The 25,765-nt window shown below is 72.8% G+C and carries 26 protein-coding genes; 12 read left to right on the top strand and 14 right to left on the bottom strand.

Annotated features, from left to right (window positions below; all coding sequences use genetic code 11):
* Positions 1–90: 90 nt before the first annotated feature.
* On the bottom strand, positions 91–513 hold the full coding sequence (locus tag ACIHFE_RS27055; RefSeq protein ID WP_400110505.1) for an ester cyclase: 423 nt from the start codon (positions 511–513) through the stop codon (positions 91–93).
* Positions 514–601: 88 nt separating this feature from the next.
* On the opposite strand from ACIHFE_RS27055, the gene ACIHFE_RS27050 reads away from it, so the two are divergent.
* The gene (locus ACIHFE_RS27050; protein ID WP_400110503.1) at positions 602–1,255 is read left to right on the top strand and encodes a TetR/AcrR family transcriptional regulator C-terminal domain-containing protein; all 654 of its coding nucleotides are present in this window, start codon (positions 602–604) and stop codon (positions 1,253–1,255) included.
* Here ACIHFE_RS27050 and ACIHFE_RS27045 read toward each other — a convergent pair.
* Entirely contained in the window at positions 1,227–1,583 is a 357-nt protein-coding gene (locus ACIHFE_RS27045; RefSeq protein ID WP_400110601.1) for a MerR family transcriptional regulator, read from the bottom strand. The two genes, ACIHFE_RS27050 and ACIHFE_RS27045, sit on opposite strands and share 29 nt — an antisense overlap.
* A 33-nt stretch (positions 1,584–1,616) precedes the next feature.
* Positions 1,617–2,579, bottom strand: coding sequence for a DMT family transporter (locus ACIHFE_RS27040; protein ID WP_400110502.1), 963 nt, complete (start codon positions 2,577–2,579; stop codon positions 1,617–1,619).
* Between the two features lie 66 nt (positions 2,580–2,645).
* On the opposite strand from ACIHFE_RS27040, the gene ACIHFE_RS27035 reads away from it, so the two are divergent.
* The 4 genes from ACIHFE_RS27035 to ACIHFE_RS27020 are packed head-to-tail and all read left to right on the top strand — an operon-like array spanning position 2,646 to position 5,566.
* On the top strand, positions 2,646–3,398 hold the full coding sequence (locus ACIHFE_RS27035; RefSeq protein ID WP_400110500.1) for an ArsR/SmtB family transcription factor: 753 nt from the start codon (positions 2,646–2,648) through the stop codon (positions 3,396–3,398).
* A gap of 47 nt (positions 3,399–3,445) precedes the next feature.
* On the top strand, positions 3,446–3,901 hold the full coding sequence (locus ACIHFE_RS27030; RefSeq protein WP_400110498.1) for a MarR family winged helix-turn-helix transcriptional regulator: 456 nt from the start codon (positions 3,446–3,448) through the stop codon (positions 3,899–3,901).
* A complete protein-coding gene (locus ACIHFE_RS27025) occupies positions 3,898–4,785 on the top strand; it encodes an ABC transporter ATP-binding protein (RefSeq protein ID WP_400110496.1) in 888 nt (295 codons plus the stop codon). The genes ACIHFE_RS27030 and ACIHFE_RS27025 overlap by 4 nt, the downstream gene beginning before the upstream one ends.
* The gene (locus tag ACIHFE_RS27020) at positions 4,745–5,566 is read left to right on the top strand and encodes an ABC transporter permease (RefSeq protein WP_400110494.1); all 822 of its coding nucleotides are present in this window, start codon (positions 4,745–4,747) and stop codon (positions 5,564–5,566) included. Before ACIHFE_RS27025 ends, ACIHFE_RS27020 begins: the two co-directional genes overlap by 41 nt.
* Positions 5,567–5,572: 6 nt before the next feature.
* On the opposite strand, the gene ACIHFE_RS27015 is transcribed toward ACIHFE_RS27020, so the two are convergent.
* Positions 5,573–6,043: a hypothetical protein gene (locus ACIHFE_RS27015; RefSeq protein ID WP_400110493.1), complete on the bottom strand. Its 471-nt coding sequence runs from the start codon at positions 6,041–6,043 to the stop codon at positions 5,573–5,575.
* A 96-nt stretch (positions 6,044–6,139) separates the two neighbouring features.
* Entirely contained in the window at positions 6,140–7,537 is a 1,398-nt protein-coding gene (locus ACIHFE_RS27010; protein WP_400110491.1) for an MFS transporter, read from the bottom strand.
* 142 nt (positions 7,538–7,679) lie between these two features.
* On the opposite strand from ACIHFE_RS27010, the gene ACIHFE_RS27005 reads away from it, so the two are divergent.
* On the top strand, positions 7,680–8,045 hold the full coding sequence (locus ACIHFE_RS27005; protein WP_400110489.1) for a DUF488 domain-containing protein: 366 nt from the start codon (positions 7,680–7,682) through the stop codon (positions 8,043–8,045).
* Between the two features lie 105 nt (positions 8,046–8,150).
* Here ACIHFE_RS27005 and ACIHFE_RS27000 read toward each other — a convergent pair whose 3' ends face one another.
* The 3 genes from ACIHFE_RS27000 to ACIHFE_RS26990 all read right to left on the bottom strand — a co-directional run bounded on the left by ACIHFE_RS27000 (position 8,151) and on the right by ACIHFE_RS26990 (position 12,173).
* Positions 8,151–9,326: an Ig-like domain-containing protein gene (locus tag ACIHFE_RS27000; RefSeq protein ID WP_400110488.1), complete on the bottom strand. Its 1,176-nt coding sequence runs from the start codon at positions 9,324–9,326 to the stop codon at positions 8,151–8,153.
* Between the two features lie 194 nt (positions 9,327–9,520).
* Positions 9,521–11,065, bottom strand: coding sequence for a N,N-dimethylformamidase beta subunit family domain-containing protein (locus tag ACIHFE_RS26995; RefSeq protein ID WP_400110486.1), 1,545 nt, complete (start codon positions 11,063–11,065; stop codon positions 9,521–9,523).
* A gap of 235 nt (positions 11,066–11,300) precedes the next feature.
* Positions 11,301–12,173 (bottom strand): universal stress protein, encoded by an 873-nt coding sequence (locus ACIHFE_RS26990; RefSeq protein ID WP_400110485.1) that lies wholly within the window; start codon positions 12,171–12,173, stop codon positions 11,301–11,303.
* Positions 12,174–12,276: 103 nt separating this feature from the next.
* Here ACIHFE_RS26990 and ACIHFE_RS26985 point away from each other — a divergent pair, with 103 nt between their 5' ends.
* From ACIHFE_RS26985 to ACIHFE_RS26975, 3 genes are all read left to right on the top strand, one after another.
* Positions 12,277–12,861 (top strand): TIGR03086 family metal-binding protein, encoded by a 585-nt coding sequence (locus tag ACIHFE_RS26985; RefSeq protein ID WP_400110483.1) that lies wholly within the window; start codon positions 12,277–12,279, stop codon positions 12,859–12,861.
* Between the two features lie 63 nt (positions 12,862–12,924).
* A complete protein-coding gene (locus ACIHFE_RS26980; protein ID WP_400110482.1) occupies positions 12,925–13,593 on the top strand; it encodes a hypothetical protein in 669 nt (222 codons plus the stop codon).
* Between the two features lie 450 nt (positions 13,594–14,043).
* Positions 14,044–15,174, top strand: a complete 1,131-nt coding sequence (locus tag ACIHFE_RS26975) for a permease (RefSeq protein WP_400110480.1) — start codon at positions 14,044–14,046, stop codon at positions 15,172–15,174.
* Between the two features lie 34 nt (positions 15,175–15,208).
* On the opposite strand, the gene ACIHFE_RS26970 is transcribed toward ACIHFE_RS26975, so the two are convergent.
* The 5 genes from ACIHFE_RS26970 to ACIHFE_RS26950 form a co-directional block, all read right to left on the bottom strand.
* Entirely contained in the window at positions 15,209–16,063 is an 855-nt protein-coding gene (locus tag ACIHFE_RS26970; RefSeq protein ID WP_400110479.1) for a DMT family transporter, read from the bottom strand.
* A gap of 4 nt (positions 16,064–16,067) precedes the next feature.
* A complete protein-coding gene (locus ACIHFE_RS26965) occupies positions 16,068–16,295 on the bottom strand; it encodes a hypothetical protein (RefSeq protein WP_400110477.1) in 228 nt (75 codons plus the stop codon).
* A 69-nt stretch (positions 16,296–16,364) separates the two neighbouring features.
* The gene (locus ACIHFE_RS26960; RefSeq protein WP_400110475.1) at positions 16,365–17,591 is read right to left on the bottom strand and encodes an amidohydrolase; all 1,227 of its coding nucleotides are present in this window, start codon (positions 17,589–17,591) and stop codon (positions 16,365–16,367) included.
* A gap of 120 nt (positions 17,592–17,711) precedes the next feature.
* Positions 17,712–18,548, bottom strand: coding sequence for a PrsW family intramembrane metalloprotease (locus ACIHFE_RS26955; RefSeq protein ID WP_400110473.1), 837 nt, complete (start codon positions 18,546–18,548; stop codon positions 17,712–17,714).
* 151 nt (positions 18,549–18,699) lie between these two features.
* Complete coding sequence (locus ACIHFE_RS26950) at positions 18,700–19,491, bottom strand: DUF998 domain-containing protein (RefSeq protein ID WP_400110471.1); 792 nt, start codon at positions 19,489–19,491, stop codon at positions 18,700–18,702.
* A gap of 172 nt (positions 19,492–19,663) precedes the next feature.
* On the opposite strand from ACIHFE_RS26950, the gene ACIHFE_RS26945 reads away from it, so the two are divergent.
* The 3 genes from ACIHFE_RS26945 (at position 19,664) to ACIHFE_RS26935 (ending at position 23,594) form a co-directional block, all read left to right on the top strand.
* Positions 19,664–20,890, top strand: coding sequence for a streptophobe family protein (locus tag ACIHFE_RS26945; protein WP_400110470.1), 1,227 nt, complete (start codon positions 19,664–19,666; stop codon positions 20,888–20,890).
* Between the two features lie 101 nt (positions 20,891–20,991).
* On the top strand, positions 20,992–21,405 hold the full coding sequence (locus tag ACIHFE_RS26940) for a gamma-glutamylcyclotransferase family protein (RefSeq protein ID WP_400110468.1): 414 nt from the start codon (positions 20,992–20,994) through the stop codon (positions 21,403–21,405).
* 347 nt (positions 21,406–21,752) lie between these two features.
* Entirely contained in the window at positions 21,753–23,594 is a 1,842-nt protein-coding gene (locus tag ACIHFE_RS26935; RefSeq protein WP_400110467.1) for a M4 family metallopeptidase, read from the top strand.
* 33 nt (positions 23,595–23,627) lie between these two features.
* On the opposite strand, the gene ACIHFE_RS26930 is transcribed toward ACIHFE_RS26935, so the two are convergent.
* Positions 23,628–25,739 carry a SpoIIE family protein phosphatase gene (locus ACIHFE_RS26930; RefSeq protein WP_400110465.1) on the bottom strand — a complete coding sequence of 704 codons (2,112 nt, stop codon included), beginning with the start codon at positions 25,737–25,739 and terminating at the stop codon, positions 23,628–23,630.
* Positions 25,740–25,765 lie beyond the last annotated feature (26 nt).

Here is a 25,765-nt window from a genome sequence, read left to right as displayed (position 1 = left end):
ATCTCCGCAACCCGCCCCAGGGCCAGGCGGTGGAGGTGATCCATGGGACCCGGGAGCCGGTGCGCGGAAGGACCCCGTCCGGGGCGCCGGTCAGTCGGCCGTCGGCCACTCCCAGCCCAGCTGGAGGAACATGCCCAACCGGTCGCTGACCGCCCGGATTTCGGCGATCCGGTCCTCGCGCACCGTGAAGATCCATATCTGCTCCACCTCGCAGGAGCGGCCGGTGGGCTCGGGCATCCGGGGGTGGTGGCCGGTGTGGGTACCGGTGACCAGCAGCCGGGCCACCACGGTGTCGTCCTCGGCGATGAGCTGCTGGGGCTCCATCCGGCCCTCGCCGAATGCCTCCAGTTGCTGCCGGAAGCCGTCGAAGGCCGCGCCCGGCTCGTCCGCCTCACCGTAAATGACCTTGTTGTGGTCGATCACATCCAGCGCCATGTGCTGCGGCAGATCGGCCAGCCGCCGCTCGTTGATGGCATCGAAGAAGTCCCTGACGACCTGCTTGGCGTCCCGCATCACGACCCCGCTTTCTTACGTTGTAAGTTTCCCTCGACGACTACGATGGCCTTACGGCGTAAGAAAGTCAAGAGACAAAGGAGCGGTGATGGTTGGCGGCAGAGGGCGGGGCCAACGGGCCGGGCTGAACCGCGAGCGGGTCCTGGATGTCGCGCTCGACCTGGTGGACCAGGACGGGACCGGCGCCCTGACCATGCGCCGGCTGGGCGCCGAGCTGGGCGTGGAGGCCATGACCCTCTACCACCATGTACCGGGCAAACAGGCCCTGTTGGACGGCCTGGTGGAACGGGTCCTCACCCAGGCACTGTCCCTGGACGGCCCGGACGCCGACTGGCGTCCGCTGCTGCGCTCCTACGCCCATGGCCTGCGGTCCACCCTGCTGCGCCACCCCGGGGTGCTGCCGCTGGTGGCGGCCCGTCCCGCCGTCACCCCGGCCGCCCTGGACGCGGTGGAGCACTGTCTGCGGGCGCTGACCGGCGCCGGATTCGAGCTGGGCCGGGCGCTGCACGCGCTGAACTCGCTGGCCCTGCTGGTGATCGGCCATGCCACGGCCGAGGCCGCCGGGACGGGCACCGAGGGGCCGGGCTCGGCCGACTGGCTGACCGCCGCCGACGCCGAGCGCTATCCGCTGCTCACCGAGGCGGCCCGCACCGGTGCCGGGGTGGACGACGCCGAGCGCTTCGATCTGGCGGTGGAGGCGCTGCTGGCCGGGCTCAGTCGGCCGGCCGCGCCTCGAGGATGACCTGGTCGAGCAGTTCGCGGGAGCGCAGCAGCCCCCGGATCAGGCCGTCGATCCGGGCCCGTTCCACCAGCAGGACCGTCACCAGCTCCGGGGAGGCGGAGCGGCTGCCGCCGTGCACCCGCGCACAGGGCAGCAGTTGGGCGATCTTGCCGCTGCACAGCCCGGCCGCGAACAGCTCCTGGATACGGACGACCCGGTCGACCTCGCTCTCCGGGAACTCCCGGTGGCCGCCGGCCGCGCCCTCGGCGGTGAGCAGCCCCTGCTGTGCGTAGTAGCGCAGGGAGCGCTCGCTCACGCCGGTCCTGCACGACAACTCCCCGATCAGCACGGCCATTCCCCCGACTTGAACCTGACTCCAAGATCAGATCTTACGGTCCCGGACGGGCCCGGCCGACGCCCTCGCCCCTCGTGGGCCACCGTCCGGCGGACGCACCGCCCCCTGCCCGACGGCCACGCCCGCCAGCACCACCAGGGCGCCCGCCGGCTGGTTCCAGGTGAGCCGCTCGCCCAGCAGCAGCACCCCGGCCGCAGCCGCCACCAGCGGCATCAGATAGGTGACCGTGGTGGCGGCCACCGCGCCGGCCCGGCGGATGACGCGGTAGTTGAGCAGATAGGCCACCCCGGTGCCCAGGGCGCCCAGGGCCAGCAGGGCGGCCAGGACGGCGGGCGAGGCCCAGCGTCCGGTCACCGCCGGCAGGCCCCCGCTGAGCACCGGGGCCACCAGGGCGCACTCCGCCGTACCGGCCAGCACCTGCGCGGCGGACAGCGCCACCGTGGACTCGGCGCGGCCCGCCAAGTGCCTCCTGGCATAGGGGAAGCCCACCGCATAGCAGGCCGCGGCGCCCAGGCAGGCGGCCTGCCCGGCCAGGTGCGGACCGTCCGGTGCCCGCCACACGCCCAGCACCACCAGCACCCCGGCGAAGCCCAGCGGGATGCCCAACAGCCGCCGCCGGTCCGGGCGTTCCTCGGGCAGCGCCACCAGAGCCACCCCCAGGGTGAGCAGCGGGGTGACCGCGTTGAAGATCCCGGCCAGCACCGAGGAGACCTGCCGCTCCCCCCAGGCGAAGAGGGTGAAGGGGGCGACATTCACCAGTGCCGCCACCACCGCCGAGTGGCCCCACACCGCCCGGCCCCGGGGCAGCCGCAGCCCCTTCAGCCGCAGCACCGTCAGCAGCGTCACCGACCCGATGCCCAGCCGGGCGAGCGTCACACAGGCCGGCGGCATCGCGCCCACCGCCACCTTCATCAGCAGGAAGCTGCTGCCCCAGATCAGGGCGAGCAGCACCAGGGCGTCCCACCAGCGCCGTCCCTTGTCCGTCGTCATGGACCGGAAAGCTAGCCGCGCGACCCTTCGGTCCCGGCCGAAACATCCGTCCCGCATGCTGGGGCCATGACGGCTCACGATGCGACAGGTCCCGGCACGGCGGATTCCGGGTCGGCAGGTCCCGGAGCGACGGGCCCCCGGCTGGCCGCCCTCGCCGCGCTGCTCGCCGATGACACCCGGGCGGCCATCTGTCTGGCCCTGCTGGACGGCCGGGCCTGGACCGCCGGTGAACTGGCCCGGCACGCCGGGGTGGCCCCCTCCACGGCCAGCGGCCATCTCGCCCGGCTGACGGCCGGCGGGCTGCTGGTCCAGGAGCGGCAGGGGCGCCATCGCTATGTACGCCTGGCCGACCCGGGCACGGCCCAGCTGATCGAGGACCTGGCCGCCTACGCCGGCCCCTCCCCCGCCGCACCGCGCGGTCTGCGGGCCGTCTCCGCCGGGGCGGCCATGGCCCGCGCCCGGACCTGCTATGACCACCTGGCCGGGCGGCTGGGCGTGCTGGTCACCGACGCCATGGACCGGCTGGGCCTGCTCCAGCGCTCCACCGGATTCGCCCTCACCGAGGCGGGCCTGGCCTGGTACGCCGGGCATGGCATCGCCCTGGCACCCGCCGGCCGGCGGCCGCTGGCCCGGCCCTGCCTGGACTGGACCGAGCGCCGCCCGCATCTGGCCGGGGCGGCCGGGGCCGCCCTGTGCCGCCATGTGCTGGAGTCCGGCTGGTGCGTACGCATCGGCAGCAGGCGTGCCCTGCGGGTCACCGAGGACGGACAACGCGCCCTTGAGGAACTGTTCGGCATCGTGCCCGGCGACTTCACCTGACCTCGGCGGCCCGGGCGACGCCTCTGTCTGAGAGATAAAATCGGGATATGCCAGCCGATACCACCTCGGTTCAGGCGGCCGAGGACCTGCTGGGCGCGGTGTCCGCGCTGCGGCGCGGTTCGCGGCGGGCAGCCGGGCCCGGGCCGGTGTTCGCCTCGCTGACCGGCGCCCAGGCCGATGTGCTGCGGCTGCTCTACCGGCAGCCGGGTCTGTCGGTGACCACGGCGGCCACCGAGCTGGGCATGGCCCCCAACTCGGTGAGCACCCTGGTGGGTTGCCTGTGCCGGGCGGGGCTGGTGCAGCGGGTGCGACGGGCGCCGGACCGGCGGGTGGTGCGGCTGGAACTGACCGCGGACGCCCGGAACCGGATGAGCGCCTGGCGGGACCGGCGCTGCGCCGCCCTGGCCGGGGCCCTGGAGCGGCTGGACCGGCCCGAGCGGGACCGGCTGCCCGAGGCCGTCGCCCTGCTGCGGCGGCTGGCCGACGCCATGGAGGCGGTATGACCCCGGAATCAAGCCCGGAATCAAGCCCGGAATCAAGCCCGGAATCGACCAAGCAACCGGCCGGGGAACCGGCCCCGGCCGAACGGGCCGTCGACTGCCGGGGGCTGAGCTACCGCTTCGGCGACCGGCTCGCGGTGGACGATGTCTCGCTGTGGATCGCACCCGGTGAGGTGTTCGGCCTGCTGGGCCCGAACGGCGCGGGCAAGACCACCACCATCCGGCTGCTCATCACCCTGCTGCCGCTGCAGCAGGGACGGGCCCGGGTTTTCGGGCTGGACCCCTCGCGGCGTCCGATGCGGGTACGGCGGCTGCTGGGCTATGTACCGCAGGAGCTGTCCGCCGACGGCACCCTCACCGGGCGGGAGAACGTCACCCTGTTCGCCCGGCTCTTCGATGTGCCGCGCGCCGAGCGCCGGCAGCGGGTGACCGAGGTGCTGGCGGCGATGGACCTGACCGAGGCCGCGGACCGGGTGGTGGCGGGCTACTCCGGCGGCATGGTGCGCCGCCTGGAGCTGGCCCAGGCGCTGGTCAACCGGCCGCGGCTGCTGGTGCTGGACGAGCCGACCATCGGCCTGGACCCGGTGGCCCGCTCCGGGGTGTGGGAGCGGATCACCGAACTGCGCGCGGCCACCGGCATGACGGTGCTGATGACCACGCACTACATGGACGAGGCGGACGCCCTGTGCGACCGCGTCGCCCTGATGCACCGGGGACGGCTGCGGGCGCTGGGCGCCCCGGCCGAACTCAAGGACCGACTGGGGCCGGGGGCCAGTCTGGAGGACGTCTTCCGGCATCACACCGGAGACCACCTGGGCGACACGGACCGGCAAGGAGGGCTGCGCGATGTCCGCCGTACCCGACGCACCGCGGGCCGCCTGGGGTGAGGCGCCCGTACCACCGTCCTGGCGCCGGCTGCCGGACCGGGTGTTCGCCCTGTGCCTGGTGGAGCTGGAGAAGCTGCGCCGGGACCGCACCGAGCTGATCACCCGCGCCGTCCAGCCCGCGCTCTGGCTGCTGGTCTTCGGGGAGACCTTCACCCGGCTGCGGGCCATCCCCACCGGCCCGGTCCCCTATCTGGACTATCTGGCCCCCGGCATCCTGGCGCAGTCCGCGCTGTTCATCGCCATCTTCTATGGCATCCAGATCATCTGGGAACGGGACGCCGGAGTGCTCACCAAGCTGCTGGTGACCCCCACGCCCCGGGCCGCCCTGGTCACCGGCAAGGCGTTCGCCGCCGGAGTGCGGGCACTGGCCCAGGCCGTGGTGGTGCTGGTGCTGTCGGCGCTGCTGGGCGTGGCACTGACCGCCAACCCGCTGCACCTGCTCGGGGTGGCGGCCGTCCTGATGCTCGGCGCGGCCTTCTTCTCCTGTCTGTCCATGACCATCGCGGGCCTGGTGCTCACCCGCGACCGGCTGCTGGGCATCGGCCAGGCCATCACCATGCCGCTGTTCTTCGGCTCCAACGCGCTCTACCCGATCGAGCTGATGCCGCACTGGCTGCAGACCGTCAGCCGCTTCAATCCGCTCAGCTACGAAGTGGACGCGCTGCGCGGCCTGCTGATCGGCACCCACGCCCATCTCCTGCTGGACTTCGGGGTGTTGACCGGCTCGGTGGTGATCGGTGTCACCGCTGCCTCGGCACTGCTGGGGCGGCTGGCGCGCTGAGGCCGGTCACAGGCCCTGGGAGGCCATATCCATCTGGGTGCGGTAGTCGTATGCCACGCCGACCACACAGGTGCGGTAGGTGCGGTTGCCCTTGACCGCCTGGAAGTAGTCGTAGAGGTTCTTGGCGTACTTCACCAGGTACCCCAGGCCCGGCACCCAGCCGGCCGGCCTGGGCACCGCGGAGAACGCCTCGGAGCACCTGAGGATCTCGTGGGTGGCCTGGGACAGTACATCGGCCACGGCGCTGTTCATGTCCCAGCCGTTGGCCAGGTCCGCTCCCCAGATGGCGGTGGCCACCTGGCGCAGGGCGGCCTGCTCGTCCGGCGTGGGATCGTCGGCGGGGGCCATGGCTCGGACCACGGCGGACGGGCTCGCGGACGGACTCGCCTGCGCGGTGCCCATCGTGCCGGCCGCCAGGGTGGCTGCGGCGACCAGCAGCGTCGTCGCCGACAGCGCATGGGCTGACCATCTCTTCACCGGACTCCCCTTCCTCGGGCTGGTGTTCCCCTGCGGTGTGCGCAAATGACGCTGGCAGGGCGGGAGTTGTCCGTCAACGATCCTCGCGGCCCGCGTTCAGACGGCCGGTGCGCGCCGCCCGATGAGCGACAGGGCGGCCGCCGCCCCCACGGCCGTCACCCCGGCGGCCACCAGCATCAGCTGGTCGAGGCCGGCCACGGTGTCACGGTGGGTGCGCAGCAGCGCGCCATAGACGGCGGTGGCCAGCGTCAGACCGGCCTGGCTCGCCGTGGTGTTGACGCCGGCGGCCATGCCCAGCCGCCGGTCGTCGGCCGCCGCCACCGCCAGCGCGCCCAGCGCGGGGAGGGTGAGGCCCAGGCCGGTACCGGCCACGGCCAGCCCGGGCGCCAGGTCCCGCCAGCCCGAGGCGGGGGTCAGTCCATGCATCAGCAGCAGACCGGCGGCGACCAGGAACAGTCCGGCACCCGGCAGCAGCCGGGCGGGCAGCCGGTCCATCACCGTGCCGGCCACCGGACTCACCAGCAGGATCGGCAGGTTGACGGCCAGAAAGCACAGTCCGGTCTTCATCGGCGAGTAGCCGAGCTGGTCCTGGAAGTACAGCGAGAGATAGAGCAGCAGGCCGAAGAAGCCGCCATGGGTGCACAGCGTGGCCAGCTGGGTGCCGGTGAAGGTGCGGTGACGGAACAGCGAGAGGTCCAGCATCGGGTCCGTCCGGCGCGCTTCGATCAGCGGGAAGGCGGCCAGGGCCGCGGCCGCCCCGGCGAACATCAGCAGTGTGGAGGTGCCGCACCAGCCGTGGTCACCGACGCGCAGCAGGACCAGGGTCAGCAGCAGGAGTCCGGTGGGCAGGGTCAGCAGGCCGCCCCAGTCGGGCCGTTGGCCGCCGCGCGGGGCCTGATCGGCGGGAATCCTGAGGCGGGTGACGGCCAGCACGGCCGCCGAGACGGGGAGGTTGACGAAGAAGACCCAGCGCCAGCCGAGCGTGGCGACCAGCGCCCCGCCCAGCAGCGGACTGAGCACCACCACCGCCCCGGCCACGGCGCCGCGGATCCCGAACGCCGTGCCGCGCGCCCGGCCGCGGTAGCACTGGGCGATCAGCGACAGCGTGGCCGCGAAGATCACCGCTCCCGAGGCACCCTGGGCGGCGCGTGCCGCGATCAGCACACCGGAGTCGGGGGCCAGTCCACAGGCCAGGGACGCCACGCCGAAGGCCAGCACGCCCCGGGCGAAGGTCCGGCGGCGGCCGAACCGGTCGCCCAGGAAACCGGCGATCAGCTGGCCGCAGGCCAGCGGGAGGGTGAAGGCGTTGAGCGTCCACTGGGCGTCGCCCAGGCCGGTGTTGAGGTCATGCCGGATGTCCGGGAGCGCCACCACGACCACGGTGGCGTCCAGCATCAGCATCGCCAGCGCCGCCGTGATGGCCGCCAGTGGCCACCACCCGTAGGGGGCCGGTATCGGGTGGGTGGGGGGAACGGCCTGATCCCGCACGGCCATAGGACCACATCCTTCATCAGGGGAACCCAGCGGTGACAGGGCGCGAGACTAGCGGTGCTAGACACTCCCTTGCAATGCTAGGGACATAGTGACTGGCCGACCCCCGGGACCGGCCGCACCATGGAGAGGAAGGGAAGGCGTCATGACCAAGCGAGCGCACCGGATCGACTGCCGGCGGGTGTACGAGGAGCCCCCCGCCGGGGAGGGCAAGCGGATCCTGGTGGACCGGGTCTGGCCGCGCGGCCTGCGCAAGGAGGACGCGCACCTGGACGAATGGCTGCGCGAGGTCGCCCCGTCCACGGATCTGCGCCGCTGGTACGGCCATCAGCCGGACCGCTTCCCGGAGTTCCGCCGCCGCTACCTGGACGAGCTGCGGGAGCCCGAGCGCCGGCAGGCCCTGGCCCACCTGCGGGAGCTGGCCGGCGAGGACAGGGTCACCCTGCTGACCGCGACCAAGGATGTGGCACACAGCCAGGCGGCGGTGCTGGCGGAGCGGTTGGGCCGGTAGGCCGGTATCCGGAACTGCCCGGTCCAGGTCCTGCGTCCACCACACAACGCCAACGGCCCGGGAGGAGCAGTCTCTCCTCCCGGGCCGTTCACCGTGCGGGCGTGCCTACTTCAGCGCACTGCGCTGCTGCCACTCGGCCCAGGTCTCCTGCCAGACCTCCAGGCCGTTGCCGACATCGGTCTTGTCGGGGTTGGAGGTGCCCTTGACCTCGACCGTGCCGCCGATGGGCAGGAAGTCGTAGACGGTCTTGGCGTCCGAGGTGGTCATGCCGAAGCAGCCATGGCTGTTGTTGACCACACCGATGTCATGGTTCCAGGGCGCCGAGTGCAGGAAGGTGCCGGACGCGGTCATATGCGTCACCCACTGCGAGTCCAGCATCCACTGGTCGCCGAAGCCGATGGTGGCGGAGTCCATGGTCTCGGCGGCGTTCTTGCTGCGCACCGTGTGGATACCGCCGCGGGTGGGGTTCTCCGGGGAGCCCGCGGAACCCATCACGCTGCCCACCGGCTTACCGTCCTCATACATGGTCAGCTTGTGCCCGGGCACATCGATGACGGCCTTGCGGTCGGCGCCGACGGTGAAGCCGAAGTCGTAGTCGCGGACCAGCCAGCCGCCCTCGCCCGTGTCGATGCCGGCCAGCGAGCCCTTCACCGAGACCTTGGTGCCGCTGGGCCAGAAGGTCTTGGGGCGCCAGTCGATGCGGTCCGCACCCGAGTAGTCGGTGACCCAGCCCCAGGCGCCTTCGACCTTGGTGGAGGTGGTCACCTTCAGGGCCTTCTCGACCTCGGCCCGCTTGGATTTGTCGATCTTGTGGTCGAAGAGGATCGAGATCGGCATGCCGGTGCCGACGGTCTGGCCGTTCTGCGGGGTGTTGGTGAGCTTGTTGACGCTCGGCGCCTCCTGGGTGCTGAAGGAGGCGCTGGACGAGGACTTGCGGCCCTTGGCCGACTCGGCCGCGGTCCGCACCGTGTAGGTGGTCTTCGGCCTGACCTTGCCCTCGGAGGTCCAGGAGGCGCCGTCGCCGGAGAGCTTCCCGGCCATCGCCTGGCCCTTGTCGTCCTTGACCTCCACCGAGGTCAGCCTGCCGCCGTCGGCCTTCACCGAGATCGGGGTGCCGAGCTTGACCTCCTTGCCGCCGGCGGCCGGGGTGACGGTGACCTTGGCCTCCGGACCGGCATCGGCACCACCACCGGACCCCCCGGAGGAGCACGCGGTCAGGGCGACGGACCCGACGAGAGCGGATATCAGCAGGACAGGGCGGCGGCCCAGCCGAGCGTGCACGTGCGCGACCTCCATGGAAAACGAAAAAATGGATGAACCTTGAACGCTGGAGGAACCGTTCTTGAACCCCCACTGATCCATACAGACGTGCTGGACCCGCCAGGGGTTCCGGGAGATGGCGACATTTGTCCAGCTAAAAAGCGGTACGGCGCCTTCCGGTCGCCGTACCGCATTCGCTTGGCTGGTCTAGCCGTTCACCAAAGATTCCGCTGCGCCCAGATGGGATCGCCTTCGTATGCCTGGTAGGCATCCAGGTTGTCCTGGGCCGGATGACTCCGCGCGGCCGGTCCGGCGGCGAAGGCGCGGAAAAGATTGGCGGTCACCCGTTCGGTAAAGCGGGCGGTCTCCGGCGGAATGCCATGGCTTCCGTCCCCGGTGAGCGACTCCACCCAGCGCATGGTGCCGGTGTTGAACACCCCCGCGCCGCCGGCGACCGTGTAGTAGGCGGAGTCGGCGTAGCTGTGCACGCCCCGGCACACCAGCGGGGAGTGGGCGACGATCTCCAGCGGGCGGGGCGTGGCCCGGCCGCCGTTGACCCGGTCGTACTCGGTGCCCACCAGGTTGGGGAAGGCGGTGCCGCGCCGGACGCCGGTGCCCTCGAACAGCCAGTGGCCGGGCCGGTCCACCACATAGGCGGCGCTGGTGGGGTTGGACTCGTAGAGGGTGCCGGTGAGCGAGTTCTCCGGGTCGGCGTGCGGGGGTTCCCGCCAGTCGGTGGTGACCGCCGCGTCGTCCTTGCCGTACAGCGGGTCCTGGGCGGCGTCGGTCTTGTAGCAGACCACCAGCCGCCGGTTGTCTTCCAGCCGGATCCGGCGGAAGCAGGCATTGGCCCCCAGGAAGGCCACATTGGTGCCGGCGTCCCGGGCGGCGGTCACCGCCCGGCGCATCGCCGGTGTCCAGTACTCGTCATGGCCCAGTGAGACCACGCCGTGCGCGCCGTGCAGCAGGCCCGGGTCGGCGTCGATGTCCATGGTGGTCAGATAGGCCAGCGGCAGGCCCAGCCGCTCGGCCAGCGCTATCGCCGGCTGCTCATAGGTGGTGAACAGGGGTGCGCCGTCGTCGTCATAGGGCCGGTCGCAGCTGACCACCAGGGAGCGGGAGGCGTAGTCGTCCTTGCCGCCGGGGCCGTGGTAAAGGCTGTGGCCGCCCCAGGTGTTGTACGCCTGCCAGGTGCCCACCGCGTTGACCAGCACCAGGCGGCCGGCGGTGGTCCGGGAGCGGACGGTCAGCGGAAGGTAGCGCTGCTCCCCGGAGTCGGCGGTGAGACGTATCAGGTAGGCGCCCTCCGGCCAGCCCCGGGTGGTGAGTTCCAGGGAGGGCGGCCAGCCGGCGGTGACGGTGCGGGTGGCGCCGGCGGCGGGGCCGATGGTGCGCGGGGCGCCGGCGGTCCGTTCGGAGGCCCACACCAGGCGGGCCTGCGCCCCGTTGTACCAGCCCATCCGGAAGGCCTCGGCCCGGAATCCCCTGGCGGTGGTGGAGACATGGAGGCGGACGGTCTCGCCGGGCAGTGCGCTGACCCGGTCGGCGTAGCCCTCCACCGCCCGGTCGGCGCCGCGGTGCCGCAGGCCCCAGTCGTGGTCGCCGGGCCGCTGGTTCTCCGCCTCGACCGTGGGCGCCCCGGTCACCGGCACCTTGACGCCCGCCCCGCCGCCGGCGGTGCACCCCGCGGCGAACGCACCCGCCCCCGCCCCGGCGGCGGCGCCGAGGAACTGCCGGCGATTCCATGGGCGGGTGGTCATGGTCATCTCATTACCGCCGCCCGGGACAGGCCCGGCAACCGCCCGGGGGTGGGTGTTGCTCCGTTCGGGCGGTGCGGGTCCGGTGGTGGGCCCATGGCCCGCGCCGGCCGCCGCCGTACCACCGACGGGAGCGCCTCCTCAGGGCGCGGGGCGGCTACGTCATGCGGCTCCGCCGCGTGGGCGCGACCAGCCATGGACGACGCGCAGGCCGGGAACGCCGTCCCCACCGCCCCGTTCACCCATGCGGCACCACCGTCACCGGGCACGCCGCGCGGTGCAGCGCGGTGTGGCTGACCCGGCCGAGCTGGAAACCCACGGCCCGGTGGCGGCGGGTGGCGCCGACCACCAGCAGGTCGGCGGTGCTGGAGTGGTCCACCAGCAGCCGGTGTGCCGGGCCCTCCAGGGTGGTGCGGCGCACCACCACGTCCGGGAACTGCTCATGCGGCTCGCGCAGCAGGTCGGACAGTTCACGGGCGGCCGCCTCCTCCTGGCCGAGGGTGGCGCCGGAGGGCAGCGGATAGTGCTCGACGGACTGCCGGGCCGGATGCCGCCAGGTGCGTACCGCCTCCACCTCGCAGCCGCGTGCCGCGCCCTCCCCAAGGGCGAACCGCAGGGCGGCCGGGGCCTCGGCGGGGTCGCCGACGCCCACCAGGACCCGCCCGTACTCGCCCCGGACATTGGGCGGCTCGCCGCGGACCACGGTCACCGGGCAGTGGGCCCGGCCCGCCACGGTCAGGCTGACGGAACCGAGCAGCAGCCCGGCCAGGGTGGAGTGCCCGGACGGGCCGATGACCAGGGCGGCCGCCTCATGGGCCTCCCGCAGCAGGGTGTTGACCGCCTCGTCCGGCACCACCTCGGCGCTGACCTCCAGGCCCGGGGCGCGCTCCAGAGCGCGCCGCTGGGCGGTGGCCACCACCCGTTCCTCGGCCAGCGCCTCGGCGGACAGGGCGCCCTCCGCGGGCGGCACCCGGCCCTCATAGCGCTCCCACAACGAGGCATAGACCAGCCGCAGCCGGACGCGATGCCGCCGGGCCTCGTCCGTCGCCCAGTCCAGGGCCCGCAGGCTGCCCTCGGATCCGTCGATGCCCACCACCAGGGGGAGATCCATGGTTGCCACCTCCTCTGGCACCCTCGCACCACTGGTGCCGCTCATCACGCCCGGAGGGCCGTTCGGGTCGCCGTCCCCGGACGGTACGGGGAGCATGGGGTGCATGACCGACAGCCGACGGACCCTGCTCGCCCGGCACCAGGAGGCGCTGGACCTGTTCTCCGACCGGGTGCACGCCATCCGGCCGGAACAGTGGGAGGCGGAGACCCCCTGTGCCGAGTGGACGGTGCGCGATCTGGTCAACCATCTGACGGTGGAACAGCTGTGGGTGCCACCGCTGTTGGAGGGTTCCTCCATCGGGGAGCTCGACGATTCGCTGCGGGGCGACCACCTCGGCAAGCACCCGGCGGCCGCCTGGGGCAAGGCGGCCGGGGCGGCCCATGCGGCGTTCGCCGCGTCCGGGGCCCTGGGCCGGACCGTCCAGCTGTCCTACGGCCCCACCGGCGCCGAGGCCTACTGCTCACAGATGACGGCCGACGCCATCGTGCACTCCTGGGACCTGTCCCGGGCGATCGGCGCCGAGGAGCGGCCGCCCAAGGCGCTCACCGACTTCGCGGTGCTGGAATTCGGGCCGTACGCAGGGGACTTGTCGGAGTCCGGGGTGTTCGGCGAACCGGTCCCCGCGCCGCCGGATGCCGATGCCTGGGAGGACCTGCTGGCCCGGCTGGGCCGGGAACCCCGCGCGTGATGGTCACCACTTGCCGCCGATCAGGTCTGGCCATGACTTGACCGGGTCCGTTATAAGGATCGGATGACCCGGTATGGTGAACTCACGCCACGGCGCGCCGTGTTGCGGATGATGACGGCTTTGGGGGTGGTGGCCACGTCCAGTGCCAGTGCCACGGCGGTGGCGGGTCCACGGTCGACGGCGGACACCATCATGATCATCCGCCATGGGGAGAAACCCGACGAGACCAGCGACAAGGCGCCCTTCGGCATTACCGAGGACGGTACGCACAACAGCCATGCCCTGCTGGTGCGCGGCTGGCAGCGGGCCGGTGCGCTGGTCGGGCTGTTCGCCCCGGACGGCGGTGCCGCGCCGCGCGCCGGACTGCTGCGTCCGACGGCCGTTTACGCGGCCGGGCCGCACCACGGCAACAAGGGGCTGCGTCCCAGTGAGACGGTCACCCCGCTGGCGGCGAAGCTGGGCGTCCGGCTGAATCTGTCCTACCGCACCGATGACGAGGCCGAGTTGGCCCGGGAGCTGGTCGCCCGGCGCGGGGTGACCCTGGTGTCCTGGGAGCACCACCGGATATCGGACATCGTGAAGGGCCTGGGCGCGGTGCACCCGGCCCCGCCCGCCGACTGGCCGGACGACCGGTTCGACCTGGTATGGGTGTTCACCCGGGAGGGGTCGGGCTGGCGCTTTCACCAGGTGCCCCAGCTGTTGCTGGCGGGGGACCGCAACAATCCCGCCTAGCCGGCCTGCGGCAGCATGGCCGGGGCTGACCGGACCCGCCGTCCGCCGGCCGGGGCCGGTGAACCCCGCAGCGGCGTGCGGGTGTTGATAGGGGCCGGCTCGTCGGCGTGGTGATGGACCAGGGACTCCGGGAGCGCGCCGGCGCCTTCCGGGGCGCCCCTCAGGGGCGCGGGACAGCTCCATCATGCGGCTCCGCCGCGTGGGCGCCACCAGCCACCAACGGCCCGCACCTGAAACGCACCCCGACCGGCCATGGCGCGGCCCAAGGTCCGTCAGACGCAACCCAGGCGCCGGCCCCGGGCCGGGCGGGGTGCGGCCGCTCGGCGGCTCCGGTGAAGCTCGGCTCCTCCGCCACGGCCACGGAGTATTCGAGTGGGCGCAGTTCCATGAGGAGCGGTGCTGATCCGGTAACGTCCGTGCCCCTGCCGCCCGCCGAGCGAAGGGACCGGGATGCACGCGGTACTGCATGCCTTGGCCATGGCCGGGTCCATGGCGTGGGAGATCGCCTGGGCGCTGATCCTGGGTTTCGCCCTGTCCGCCGTGGTCCAGGCGGTGGTGCGGCGGTCCACCGTGGTGGGTGCGCTGGGCGACGACCGTCCCCGCACCCTGGCCCTGGCCGCCGGGCTGGGCATCGCCTCCTCGTCCTGTTCGTACGCGGCCGTGGCGCTGGCGCGTTCGCTGTTCCGCAAGGGTGCCGGGTTCACCGCGGCCATGGCCTTTGAGATCGCGTCCACCAATCTGGTGGTCGAACTGGGCGTGATTCTGGCGCTGTTGATGGGCTGGCAGTTCACCCTGGCCGAGTTCACCGGCGGGCCGCTGATGATTGTGGTGCTGGCGCTGCTGTTCCGGCGGCTGCTGAGCGCTCAACTGCTGGGCGAGGCACGGCGGCAGGCGGACCGCGGGCTGGCCGGGGCGATGGAGGGGCATGCGGCGATGGACATGTCCGTCCGGCGGGAGGGCTCCTTTCTCGCCCGGCTGTGCTCGCCGGAGGGGTTCACCGCCACCGCGCATGTCTTTGTGATGGAGTGGGCGGCGATCCTGCGCGATCTGGTGCTGGGGCTGCTGATCGCCGGAGCCATCGCGGCCTGGGTGCCGGACTCCTTCTGGCAGGCGTTCTTCTTCGAGGGCCATCCGCTGGCGGCCCGCTTCTGGGGACCGCTGGTGGGCCCGCTGGTGGCGATGGCCTCGTTTGTCTGCTCGGTGGGCAATGTGCCGCTGGCGGTGGTGCTGTGGAAGGGCGGCATCAGCTTCGGCGGGGTGGTGTCCTTTATCTTCGCCGACCTGCTGATCCTGCCCATCCTCGCCATCTACCGGCGGTACTACGGGGCGCGGATGGCGCGCTTCCTGCTGGGCACCTTCTATGCGGCGATGGTGGTCGCCGGTGCGGTGGTGGAGTTCGTCTTCGCCGCCCTCGGCCTGGTGCCGGACCGGGCGGACGCCCGGCTGCCGTCCGGCGGGATCACCTGGGACCACACGACATTCCTCAACATCGCCTTCCTGCCGCTGGCGGCCGTACTGCTGGTGCGGTTCCTGCGGACCGGGGGCGCGGGGATGCTGCGCATGATGGGGGGCGCCCCGTAAGGGGCGCGGGGCGGCTGTGTCGGCCAGGCCCCGGCTAAGTCCTCTCGCTCTGCACCCTCGACAGCACCACCGTCCCCACGATCACCAGCGCGACCCCGGCCGCTTCCGGGAGCAGCCACCAGCCGGCTCGTACCTGTTCGCCGTAGAGCACCAGGCCCAGTGACAGGCTGACCAGGGCGTCGCCCAGGGTGAGGGCGGGCTGGGAGGCGACCAGGGGGCCGGCGGCCATGGCGTTGGAGAGCAGGAACAGGGCGGCCGCCCCGGCGATGAAGAAGCCATAGGTCTGCCAGGCGGTGAAGAAGGCCCTGGCGCCGTCCTCGGCGAAGGCGGTGGCGGCGGCCTTCATCAGGGCGGCGGTCAGTGCGTAGCCGATGGCGGCGGCGACGGCGAAGAGGGCGGCCCGGGCGCGGCCGAGGGAGCGGCCGAGGGCGGCGGTGACACAGCCGGCCATGGCACCGCCGGTGCAGATCAGCACCAGGGCCCATAGCGCCGGGGACTGCGGCGGGTGGCCGCCGGAGGGGGCCGCGCAGGCCAGGGCCAGGGCGACTCCCCCCGCGACCGAGAGCACGGCGGCCCAGCCCCGTGCGGGCAGCCGGCGCCGGAGGATCACCGTGCCGATCAGCAGGGCGAAGGGCAGTTCGATGACAAAGATCGGCTGGACCAGGGCCAGCGATCCCCAGGTGAGGGCCAGCGCCTGGCAGACGGCGGCACACAGCACCGCGCCGATGCCGGCCAGCCACACCGGCTGCCGCACCAGATCCAGCATCAGCCGCGGCCGTAGCCCCTCGGTCTGCGGCACCTCACGGGCGGCCTTGCGCTGCAGCACCGTGGCCAGGGCGTTGCTGACCGCCGTCAGCACCGCGAACAGCACGGCCGGCAGCACGGACACCGGCTCAGCCTCCCATCCCCGCGTTCCGGGCCGGCGGGGCGGCCCGCACCCGGTTGTGGCACGCCGGCCTGGCCGGGATCCGGCTGACACAGGTCTTCACAAGGGCCTCGCTCATCTGCGTGCGGCGCCCGGCGCCGGCGTGGGACAGCCCCTCGCCGAGCAGGGCCGGCACCCGCACCTCGCGGAGCGGGCGGTCCGGCCCAGCCAAGATGTCCGGCAGGACGACATCCACCCGGCTCCACCGCCTCCCGCCCGTCCGCGGCCTCCGCCACCGTCTCGACGCCGTGCGGGCCGCCGCCGGTCAGCCGCCGGCCGGGCCCAGCCAGGCCAACGCCCCGGCCACCAGCGCGGTCACCCCGGTGGCGAGGGTGGGTTCCACGACCGGTGAGAAGTGCGGCGAGTGATTGGCCGGGATGTCGCGGGCCGTGGTTCCGGCACGCTCCGCCCGGGCGTATTCCTCGGGGTCGGCGCCGCCGAACACCCAGTAGCACACCGGCGCCTTGGCCGCGCTGCCGAAGACGCCCACGTCCTCGGCGGCCGTCAGCGGCCCGGGATCGAGGAGTTGCTCGGTGCCCAGCACGGTGCCGATGGCGGTCATGGTGCGTTCGGTCGCCTCCGGGTCGTTGACCAGCACCGGGAAGGAGCCGGTCGACTCGAACTCCGGCTCCCGCAGCGCTCCGGAGGCGGCGGCCTCGGCCCGGACGATCCGTTCCACCGCGGCCAGCATCCGCTCCCGCACCCGGGGGTCATGGCTGCGGATGTCGACTTCCAGCTCCGCCTGGTCCGCCTCGGCCCGCAGGGCGCCGACCGTGAGCACCGCGCTGTCCACGGCCGCCACCTCGCGGGACACCACGGTCTGCAGCCGCAGCACGGCGGCGGCCGCCATCACCACCGGGTCGATCACCGCCTCCGGCGACCAGCCGTGGCCGCCCTCGCCGAACATCCGGATGCGCAGGGTGTCCGCCGCCGCGAAGGCCGGCCCCGGATGACAGCCGACCACCCCGGCCGGCAGCGGCACCACATGCTGCCCCAGCACCACTGTGGGCTTGCCGAACCGTTTGAACAGCCGGTCCTCCACCATCGCCCTGGCCCCCCGCCCCAGTTCCTCGGCGGGCTGGAAGACCGCCAGCACGGTGCCGGACCAGTGCCGGCGCCCCTCCGCCAGCAGCCGCAGCGCACCCAGCAGGCAGGCGGTGTGCATATCGTGGCCACAGGCGTGCATCACCCCCTCCGCGCCGGAGGCATAGGACAGTTCGGTGCGCTCCTGCAGCGGCAGGGCGTCCAGATCCGCGCGCAGCAGCACCACCGGGCCGGAGCCGCGCTTGAGCACGGCCACCACCCCGGTGCGGCCCACGCTCTCGGTCACCTCACAGCCATAGGAGCGGACCCGGCGGGCGACCTCGGCCGCCGTGCGATGCTCGGCGAAGGACAGCTCCGGATGGGCATGCAAGTCCCGGTAGAGCTCCGCCAGTTCCCTGCGGCGTGCCTCGTCGAGTCCGGTCAGCACCTGCGTGGTTGCGTCCGACATGCGTCACACCCTTCGCCTCGGCCCCTGGAGTCCCGCTGCCACCCTCCCTCGGCGGCCGCCCGCCCGCCACCGCTCGGCCGCAGTCCACCGGCCCGGGCCACCCGGCCGGTGGCGAGCGCCTCACGTCCCCTCAGGACCATGGAACGAGGCGCCACCGGTGCTCCGGACGAGGGACGCCAGCCAGGCCACCCCGGCCAGCGCCACGGCCAGCAGCCCGGCGCTGCACACCAGCAGCCGCAGCCGCTCCTGCTCCGGACCGCCGAGCACCCCGCCGGCCACCGGCAGCCGCACCAGCCAGCCGGCGATCCCGTTCATGGAATCCCACAGCGTGTGCAGCGTGGCCACCCCCGCATAGCAGGCGACCACCTGGTCGGTGAGCCGGAAACGGCCCTGCCGCCGGGCGGCCAGCAGCGCCCCGCCCAGGATCGCGGTCCACAGCCCATGGCCGAAGGGGGCCAGCAGCCCGCGCAGCACCTCGGTCTCGACCAGCGCGCGCAGCGACAGCCCCCGGTCGGCGATCAGCGCGCTGAAGGCGTAGCCGGAGCTCTCGAAGGCGGCGAAGCCGAAGCCGACCGCCGCGCCCAGCACAAGTCCGGTGCGCTGCCCGTGGATTCGCGGGTGCCCGCGCAACAGCCAGACGAGCGCCAGCGCCTTGACCGCCTCCTCGATGAGCCCCACCCCGACGGACAGCGTCATGGAGGGGGACAGCAGACAGTGCTCCAGCACCGACGCCCCCAGCACGCCCAGCACCCCGCCCGTCAGGAAGCACCCGGGCAGCAGGCCGAGGGCGCGCCGCCGCCCGTACCGCTCATGCGCCCACAGCGCGAAGCAGCCGGGGGCCAGAAAGCTGCCCAGCAGGATCACCGTGGGCAGCAGGCGGGAGTTGTGGGTGGCCCAGGTGACCAGGACGGTGGCCGGCCACAGCGCCAGCCCGGTGGTCAGACAGCGCAGCCACATGCGTCCATCAGAGCACTGGCCCGGCCGGTCCGGCACGGTGTACGGGCCGGCCGGGTGACCGTCCGTCCCCGCCTGATCGAAATCGCCGAAGCGGCCGGGCTGATGGAGCGAGGGGGCGGCTGGTGGCGGAGCGGCGCGACGGGCGGGCGCCTCAGGACCGGGAGGTTCCGGCGGCAGTGCCGTCGGCCGGGGGCCGGGGGCGGCGCCCGGCACGGGCCCGACGGCCGCGGCGTCCGCCCGTCGCCGGCCGCAGCAGTGCCACCCCCAGCAGCGCGAACCACAGCCCGGCCAGCGCCAGATGCGCCCGCTGTGGCACGCCATGCCAGCCGGGGTGCCCGAACAGCGGCCCCACCGTGGCCACCGCGGCCACCAGCGCCCCGGCCGGCACCCAGGGAATCCAGCGGCGCAGTGCCGACCACCGGCCCCGGTCGTCCCGGGCGGCCACCGCGAACAGCGCCATGGAGATGAACAGGGCGGCATGCACCAGGGCGCTGGTGGTGGTGTGCCAGGGGTTGACCGCCTCACAGCCGGCCTCCACCGAGGGCGCGCAGCGCATCGGCACCGCCACATCGGCCACCGAGGCGGCGCCGAAGGCGGCCAGGCACCAGCAGCCGGCGCCGGCCCAGCGGTCGCTCTCCGCGCTCCGGGCGAGCAGCGCTCCGGCCACCACCAGGACGGCGGCGGTGAGTTCGATGACCGCGAAGGCCCGGCGGAAGGGCTGGTCGGCGGCGTAGAGCTCGCTGACGTAGGAGTGCCGGGGGTCCAGTCCGGTGGGCAGCCAGAACTCCAGCAGCCAGTCGTTGTAGACCACGGCGGCCGTGACCAGCAGCAGTGCGGCGCAACGGCGGCGGTCATGGGCGCCGGCGGGCGGGGGCGCGCCGTGCGGCCTGTCCGGGGCGGCAGCGGCCTGCCGGAAGACGGAGGACGTCGGTTCGGGCGACACTGCCCTCCTTCTCGGCTCAGGGCGCTTCCCACCCTTTGGCTTATTCGCCCCTCTTTCACCACCCTTGCGCTCATTGTGTGTCGCAACCGGGTGCGGCCCGCAAGCGGACGTCCGTCCCCCGGGCGCCTGACCGGACGGGTGACCGGGCACGCCTCGGCTTAGCTTGGGCGGTGTGAGTCAGCCGCCGGAGGTACGCGCCTGGGGGTACGCCCTGGTCACGGTGGCCGGAGTGATGGCCGCCATGGTGTCGGCCGCGGCGCTGGGGCTGTCCGCGGCGGGCGCCGGTGGTCTGCCGCCGGGGGCGTTTCCGGCAGTGCTGGCGGCCACCCTGGTCGCGGCCGTTGGCGGTTCGCTGGAACTCACCGGCGGCGCGGGCTTTCTGGGCCGTACCGGCGCCACCCTGTCCGTGGTGCCGCTCTCGGTGACCCTGGCCGGGGCGCTGGCGGCCGCCGTCCTCTTCCGGCGGAGCCTGGGCGCGGGATTCCGCCCCTTGGGCATGGCGGTGCGTATCGCGGCGCCCTGGCTGGTGGCCCTGGGGCTGATCACGGCGGCCGCCCGGCACACCTTCCGGCTGAGCCTGGGCGGGGAGGTGCTCAATGACATCGGCGAGGCGCTGGGAGTGACCCCCACCGTGGGCTTCCGGGCGGCGGTGGCGCCCACCCTGGGCTTTGGACTGCTGTGGCTGCTGGTGCTGCTGGCGGTGGTGGCGCTCGCCTCCCGCCGGGTGCCGCTGCCGGAGGCGCTCCAGCCGGTGCGTCCGGCGGTCCGGGCGGTGCTGGGGCTGCTGCTGGGCTATGTGGCACTGGGGCTGCTGACCGGCCTGGTCACTCTGGTCACCCATGGCCATCCCGCCGAGACCGCCGCCGTGCTGCTGCTCGGCCTGCCCAATCTCGCCTGGCTCGCCCTGGGGGTGGGGCTGGGTGGCGCCTGGGACGGGCAGGTGCCGCACACCATCGGGCTGCCGGTGCCGCCGGCGCTGGCGGCGGTGCTGCGCGGCCGCCATGGCCGGACCGCGACCGTGGATCTGTCCTCGCTGTCCGAACAGGATGGCCGCGCCTGGGTGTTGGCCCTGGTCGCGGCGCTGGCCCTGCTGGTCGCCGGCTATTTCGCGGCCGGCCCGCCCCGGCCCTGGCGGCAGGCGGCCTGGCTGGCGATGGCCCTGGCGCTGGCCCTGCCGGCCGTGGGGCTGCTCACCCGGGTCTCGGCCCGTTACGGCCTGTCGCTGATCGGTGTGGGCGATATCGACGCCTTCGGCAGCGAAGTCAGCCTGCACGCCCGCCTGTTGCGCCTGGCCGGCCTGGGCGCCCTATGGGGCCTGCTGGCCGGCGCCCTCGGCGCCCTGCTCCCGCACGGTCCACCCGCGGACGTCCATGGCGCTCAACCCCCGCCGGAAACCTAGCCAATCCGGACAACCGCCATGAGTGAGGCGCGGGGTGGGGCTCCTCATACCCCGAAGGGGCGTGCCACCCTACGGCGGGACGCCGACCCCCAGGAGCCGCCGTGCCCCACCTCCCCGTATTTGTCTATGGCACCTTGCGCCCCGGCCAGCACAACTACGCCCGTTACCTCCGCGGTCACACCCTCACCGAACAACCCGCCCGCCTCCTCGGCGCCGCCCTCTACGCGGGTCCGGGCTACCCCTACGCCGTCCCCGCCGCCCACTCCACGGTCCACGGCGACCTGGTGACCCTCACTCTGGACCACTACGCCGCCACCCTCGCCGCCCTCGACGCCCTGGAGGGCTGCGCCCCCGGCGCCCCGGACAACCTCTACGACCGGGTGGCACGCGAAGTGGTCCAGGCCAACGGCGCCCATACCCAGGCCTGGGTCTACCTGGCCGCCCCCGCCCTCGCCCGGCGTCTCCGCTCCACCGGCACCCTCATCCCCAACGGCCGGTGGCCGATGGCCACATGACCGACACCACCCAGCAACACCCAGTGACGCTCCATCTCACATCCTGAGCACTCCGCCAACTCCGGCAACCCACAGGCCTCTTACCCCCTCCCCTTCCCCAAGTGGACGACGAGTCGCACCCCGTTCACAGTCCGTAGAGGCAACGGTCAAGAGTTCTTCAACTGCGGTTAACTCGGTGTTACGCGTCTTTTCATGAGCATGCCAATGCGTGCACAGTCAGCCCCGGGACCACAGGGTCCCGCGGTGCACAAGTGACAGCACCGCCCGCATCCGGGCGGACCGGCCCGCGCACGCCCACCGGCGCTCGCGCACCCCCGGACCGCCCTTATGACAAAGGGCGCTGAACCGTGCGTACATCCCCCACGACCTCCAACACCGCCGCCTCCCACAGATCGCGCGGTCGAATACTGACCGTCGCCGTCGCCGTGGCGGCGGCCGCCGCGACCACCGCCCAGGTGGCCCTGGCGTCCCCCGCGGCGACCACCCAGCACCGGGCGGCCACCGCCATCACCGCCCTCACGGCCCACCAGGCCGGTGCGAATGTGGTGAAGGCGGCCCGCAGCGCCGCCATCGCCCACGCCAAGGAGACCGGTGTGGGCAAGCAGGACACCCTCGTCGCCAAGGAAGCCCTGGTCGACCCCGAGGGCAAGCAGCACGTCCGCTTCGAGCGGGCCTACAAGAACGTTCCGGTGGTCGGCGGCGACCTCATCGTCCACCTGGACGCCAAGAGCAGGTACCTGGGCGTCACCCGTGCCATCCACCACCAGCTCGCCATGTCGTCCGTCGCCCCCAAGCTGACGCACAACCAGGCGGCGGCCAAGGCCGCCCAGTCCACCAAGGGCAAGGCCGGCAAGACGGAGCTGGTGGTGGATGCCACCTCGGGCAAGGCCGTCCTCGCCTACCGGGTGACCGTCACCGGCACCCGCGCGGCGGAGAAGGGCTCCACCCTCAGCGTCACCGTGGACGCCACCACCGGCAAGGTGCTGGCCAGCACCCCCGACAACGACGCCTTTATCTCCCCCCAGCTCAAGGACAAGCTGCACACGCAGGGCCGTACCGCCACCCCCAGCCTGGGCGGCGCCAAGTCCCCCAGCCGGGCGGGCTCTTCGGCCTCCGGCTCCTTCCCCGCGCAGGCCAGCGGCAGCGGTTCGGCGATATTCGACGGCAAGGTCTCGCTGACCACCACCCAGACCTCCTCGAGGTCCTTCACCCTCAAGGACCCCAGCCGCGGCAACTCCGAGACCCGGAACGCCAATTCGCAGGAGCTCAGCAGCTTCAGCAACGGCAAGGCCTTCACCAACAGCACCAACCAGTGGGGCAACGGCACCAACTCCGACCCCAGCAGCGCGGCGGTGGACGCCGAGTTCGGCATCACCGCCACCTACGACTTCTACAAGAAGACCTTCGGCCGCAACGGCATCAACAACGACGGTGTCGGCCCGCACGCCATGGTGCACTTCGGCAGCGGTGTGGGCAACGCCTTCTGGTCCCCGAACTGCCACTGCATGCTGTACGGCGACGGTGACGGCCAGACCTTCAAGCAGCCCCTGGTGGCCCTGGATGTCACCGGCCACGAGCTGACCCATGGCGTGGTCGAGCAGACCGCCAACTTCCAGCCCACCCGGGTGGACTCCAACGGCAACCAGTTCGGTGAGGCGGGCTCGCTCAACGAGTCCTACGCCGATGTCTTCGGCACCGCGGTGGAGTTCGCCACCAACAACCCCAACAACCCGCCGAACTACCTGATCGGCGAGAAGCTGGGCCTGGACCAGGGCTTCCTGCGCCGCCTGGACCAGCCGTCCCAGGACCAGCTGGAAGGCACCGTCGACTACTGGGACTCCGGCTCCTACGACCGTGAGGTGCACGCCGGCTCCGGCGTCTCCTCGCACGCCTTCTACCTGCTGTCCGAGGGCAGCGGCGCCAAGACCATCAACGGCGTGGACTACAACTCGCCCACCTATGACGGTTCCACGGTGACCGGCATCGGCCGGGACAAGGCCATCCAGATCTGGTACCGGGCCCTGACCAACTACCTGGTCTCGTCCTCGGACTTCCATGACGCCCGCACGGCCACCCTGCAGGCCGCCGCGGACATCTACGGCCAGAGCAGCACCGAGTACCAGACGGTCAACCAGGCCTGGGCGGCGGTCAATGTGACCCCGGACAACGCCCCGTCGGCCCAGCGCTGACCCACCCGGGGGCGTCCGGTGACGGGCGCCCTCTCACTCCGGTGGGGTGAAGGGCTGCTCGGACCAGATGGTCTTGCCGCCGGCCGTGAACCTGGTCCCCCACCGGCGGCTGAGCTGGGCCACCAGCAGCAGCCCGCGGCCGCCCTCGTCGAAGCTGCGCGCCCGGCGCATCCTCGGCGAGGTGCTGCTGCCGTCGGACACCTCGCAGATCAGCGCGCTGTCGCGGATCAGCCGCAGCCGGATGGGCGGCGCCGCATGCCGGATGGCATTGGTGACCAGCTCGCTGACCACCAGCTCGGTGGTGAAGCCCAGTTCGTCCAGCCCCCACTCCTCCAGCAGCGCCGCCACGTTCTTGCGCACCTCGGCCACCGCCGCCGGGTCGGCTGTCAGCTCCCAGCTGCGCACCCGGCTCTCGTCCAGCGCACGGGTACGGGCGACCAGCAGCGCGATGTCATCGGCGGGCTGCCCCGGCAGCAGCGCCGCCAGCACCTCGTCACACAGCCGGTCCAGCGAGCGGCCGGGCCGGCCGAGCACCTGGCACAGGGTCCGCAGCCCCTCGCCCATGTCATGGTGCTCCTCCACCAGCCCGTCGGTGTAGAGGGCCAGCAGACTGCCCTCGGGCAGTTCCACTTCCAGGGCCTCGAAGGGCAGCCCGCCCAGGCCCAGCGGCGGGCCGCCGGGTACGTCCAGCACCTCGGCGCTGCCGTCCGGACGTACCACCACCGGCGCCGGATGCCCGGCCCTGGCCAGCGCACAGCGGCGGGTCACCGGGTCGTAGACCGCGTAGAGACAGGACGCCCCCATGTCCCGGGCGATGGCCCGCACCGGATCGTCCGCCGCCTCGGCCACCTGTTCCTGGGCCAGCTGGATGACCAGATCGTCGAGGTGGGTGAGCAGTTCCTCCGGCGGCAGGTCGATATCGGCCAGGGTCCGCACGGCCGCCCGCAGCCGGCCCATGGTGGCCGATGCCTGCAGTCCATGGCCGACCACATCGCCGACCACCAGGGCCACCCGCGCCCCCGACAGCGGAATGACATCGAACCAGTCACCGCCCACCCCGGCCTGTGAACCGGCGGGCAGATAGCGGGAGGTGACCTCCACCGCGGCCTGGCTGGGCAGCCGCCCGGGCAGCAGACTGCGCTGCAGGGTGACCGCCACCGTGCGCTCGCCCGCGTAGCGGCGGGCGTTGGCGATGCACACCGCGGTGCGGGAGGCGATCTCCTCGGCGAGCAGCAGATCGTCGTCGTCAAAGGCCTCGACATCCGAGTGGCGCACAAACAGCGCCAGCCCCACCGGGGTGTCCCGGTCCCGCAGCGGCACGATCAGCACCGAATGCACGCCCCGCTCCCGTACCTCCACCGGCAGCGCCCGGCTGCCCGACAGCCAGGAGCTCAGCCCCGGGTCGTCGAGGCGGTGCAGCGAGGGCCGGCCGGAGGCCAGGGCCAGGGCGAGCGGGGAGTGCGCGGGGTAGGTGAAGGCGGTGCCGGGCCCCACCTCCGGATCGCGGTGCTCGCCGTCCATCGACCGCTGGGCGGTACGGCACAGGGTGACATCCGCGGTGGGCGGGCCGGCGGCCGGGATCTCGCCCTGGAGCACGGTGTCCAGCAGGTCCACGGCGACGAAGTGGGCGAACCGGGCCACGGTCCATTCGGCCAGCTCCTGGCTGGTGCGCACCGCGTCCAGGGTGGTGCCGATCCGGGCCCCGGCGTCATTGACCAGGGCCAGCCGCTGCTGGGCCCGGTACTGGTCGGTCACATCGAGGGCGGCCACGGACACGCCCCGGATACGGCCCCGCTCATCGGTGATCGGGGTGAAATATGACGCCCAGGCCCGCTCCCGGGGCTCGCCGGGCGGCCGGAAGTAGGTGTCGGTGCGAAGCGGCTCCCCGGTGCGCAGCACCCGCTCCATGGTCCGGGCGAACTCGTCGAAGGGCGGTTCGGGAAGGAAGTCGGACAGGCGCAGGCCCAGGATTTCCCCGGCGGTCCGGCCGATGAGCCGGATCATTTCATCATTGGCCTTCACCAGCCGGCATTCCCCGTCGTACACCGAGATTCCGATCGGGAACTGGGAGAACGCCCAGTCCCTGAGTTCGGCCGCCTCGTCGGGCTGCGACCCCTGTGCGACCGGGTCGGCATTCGGTTCCATGAGCTCATCCGTTCCGGTGCGGCAGA

Source organism: Streptomyces sp. NPDC052396 (assembly GCF_044593195.1).
Lineage (GTDB): Bacteria > Actinomycetota > Actinomycetes > Streptomycetales > Streptomycetaceae > Streptomyces.
This window is presented reverse-complemented; position numbering and strand designations above follow the sequence as displayed.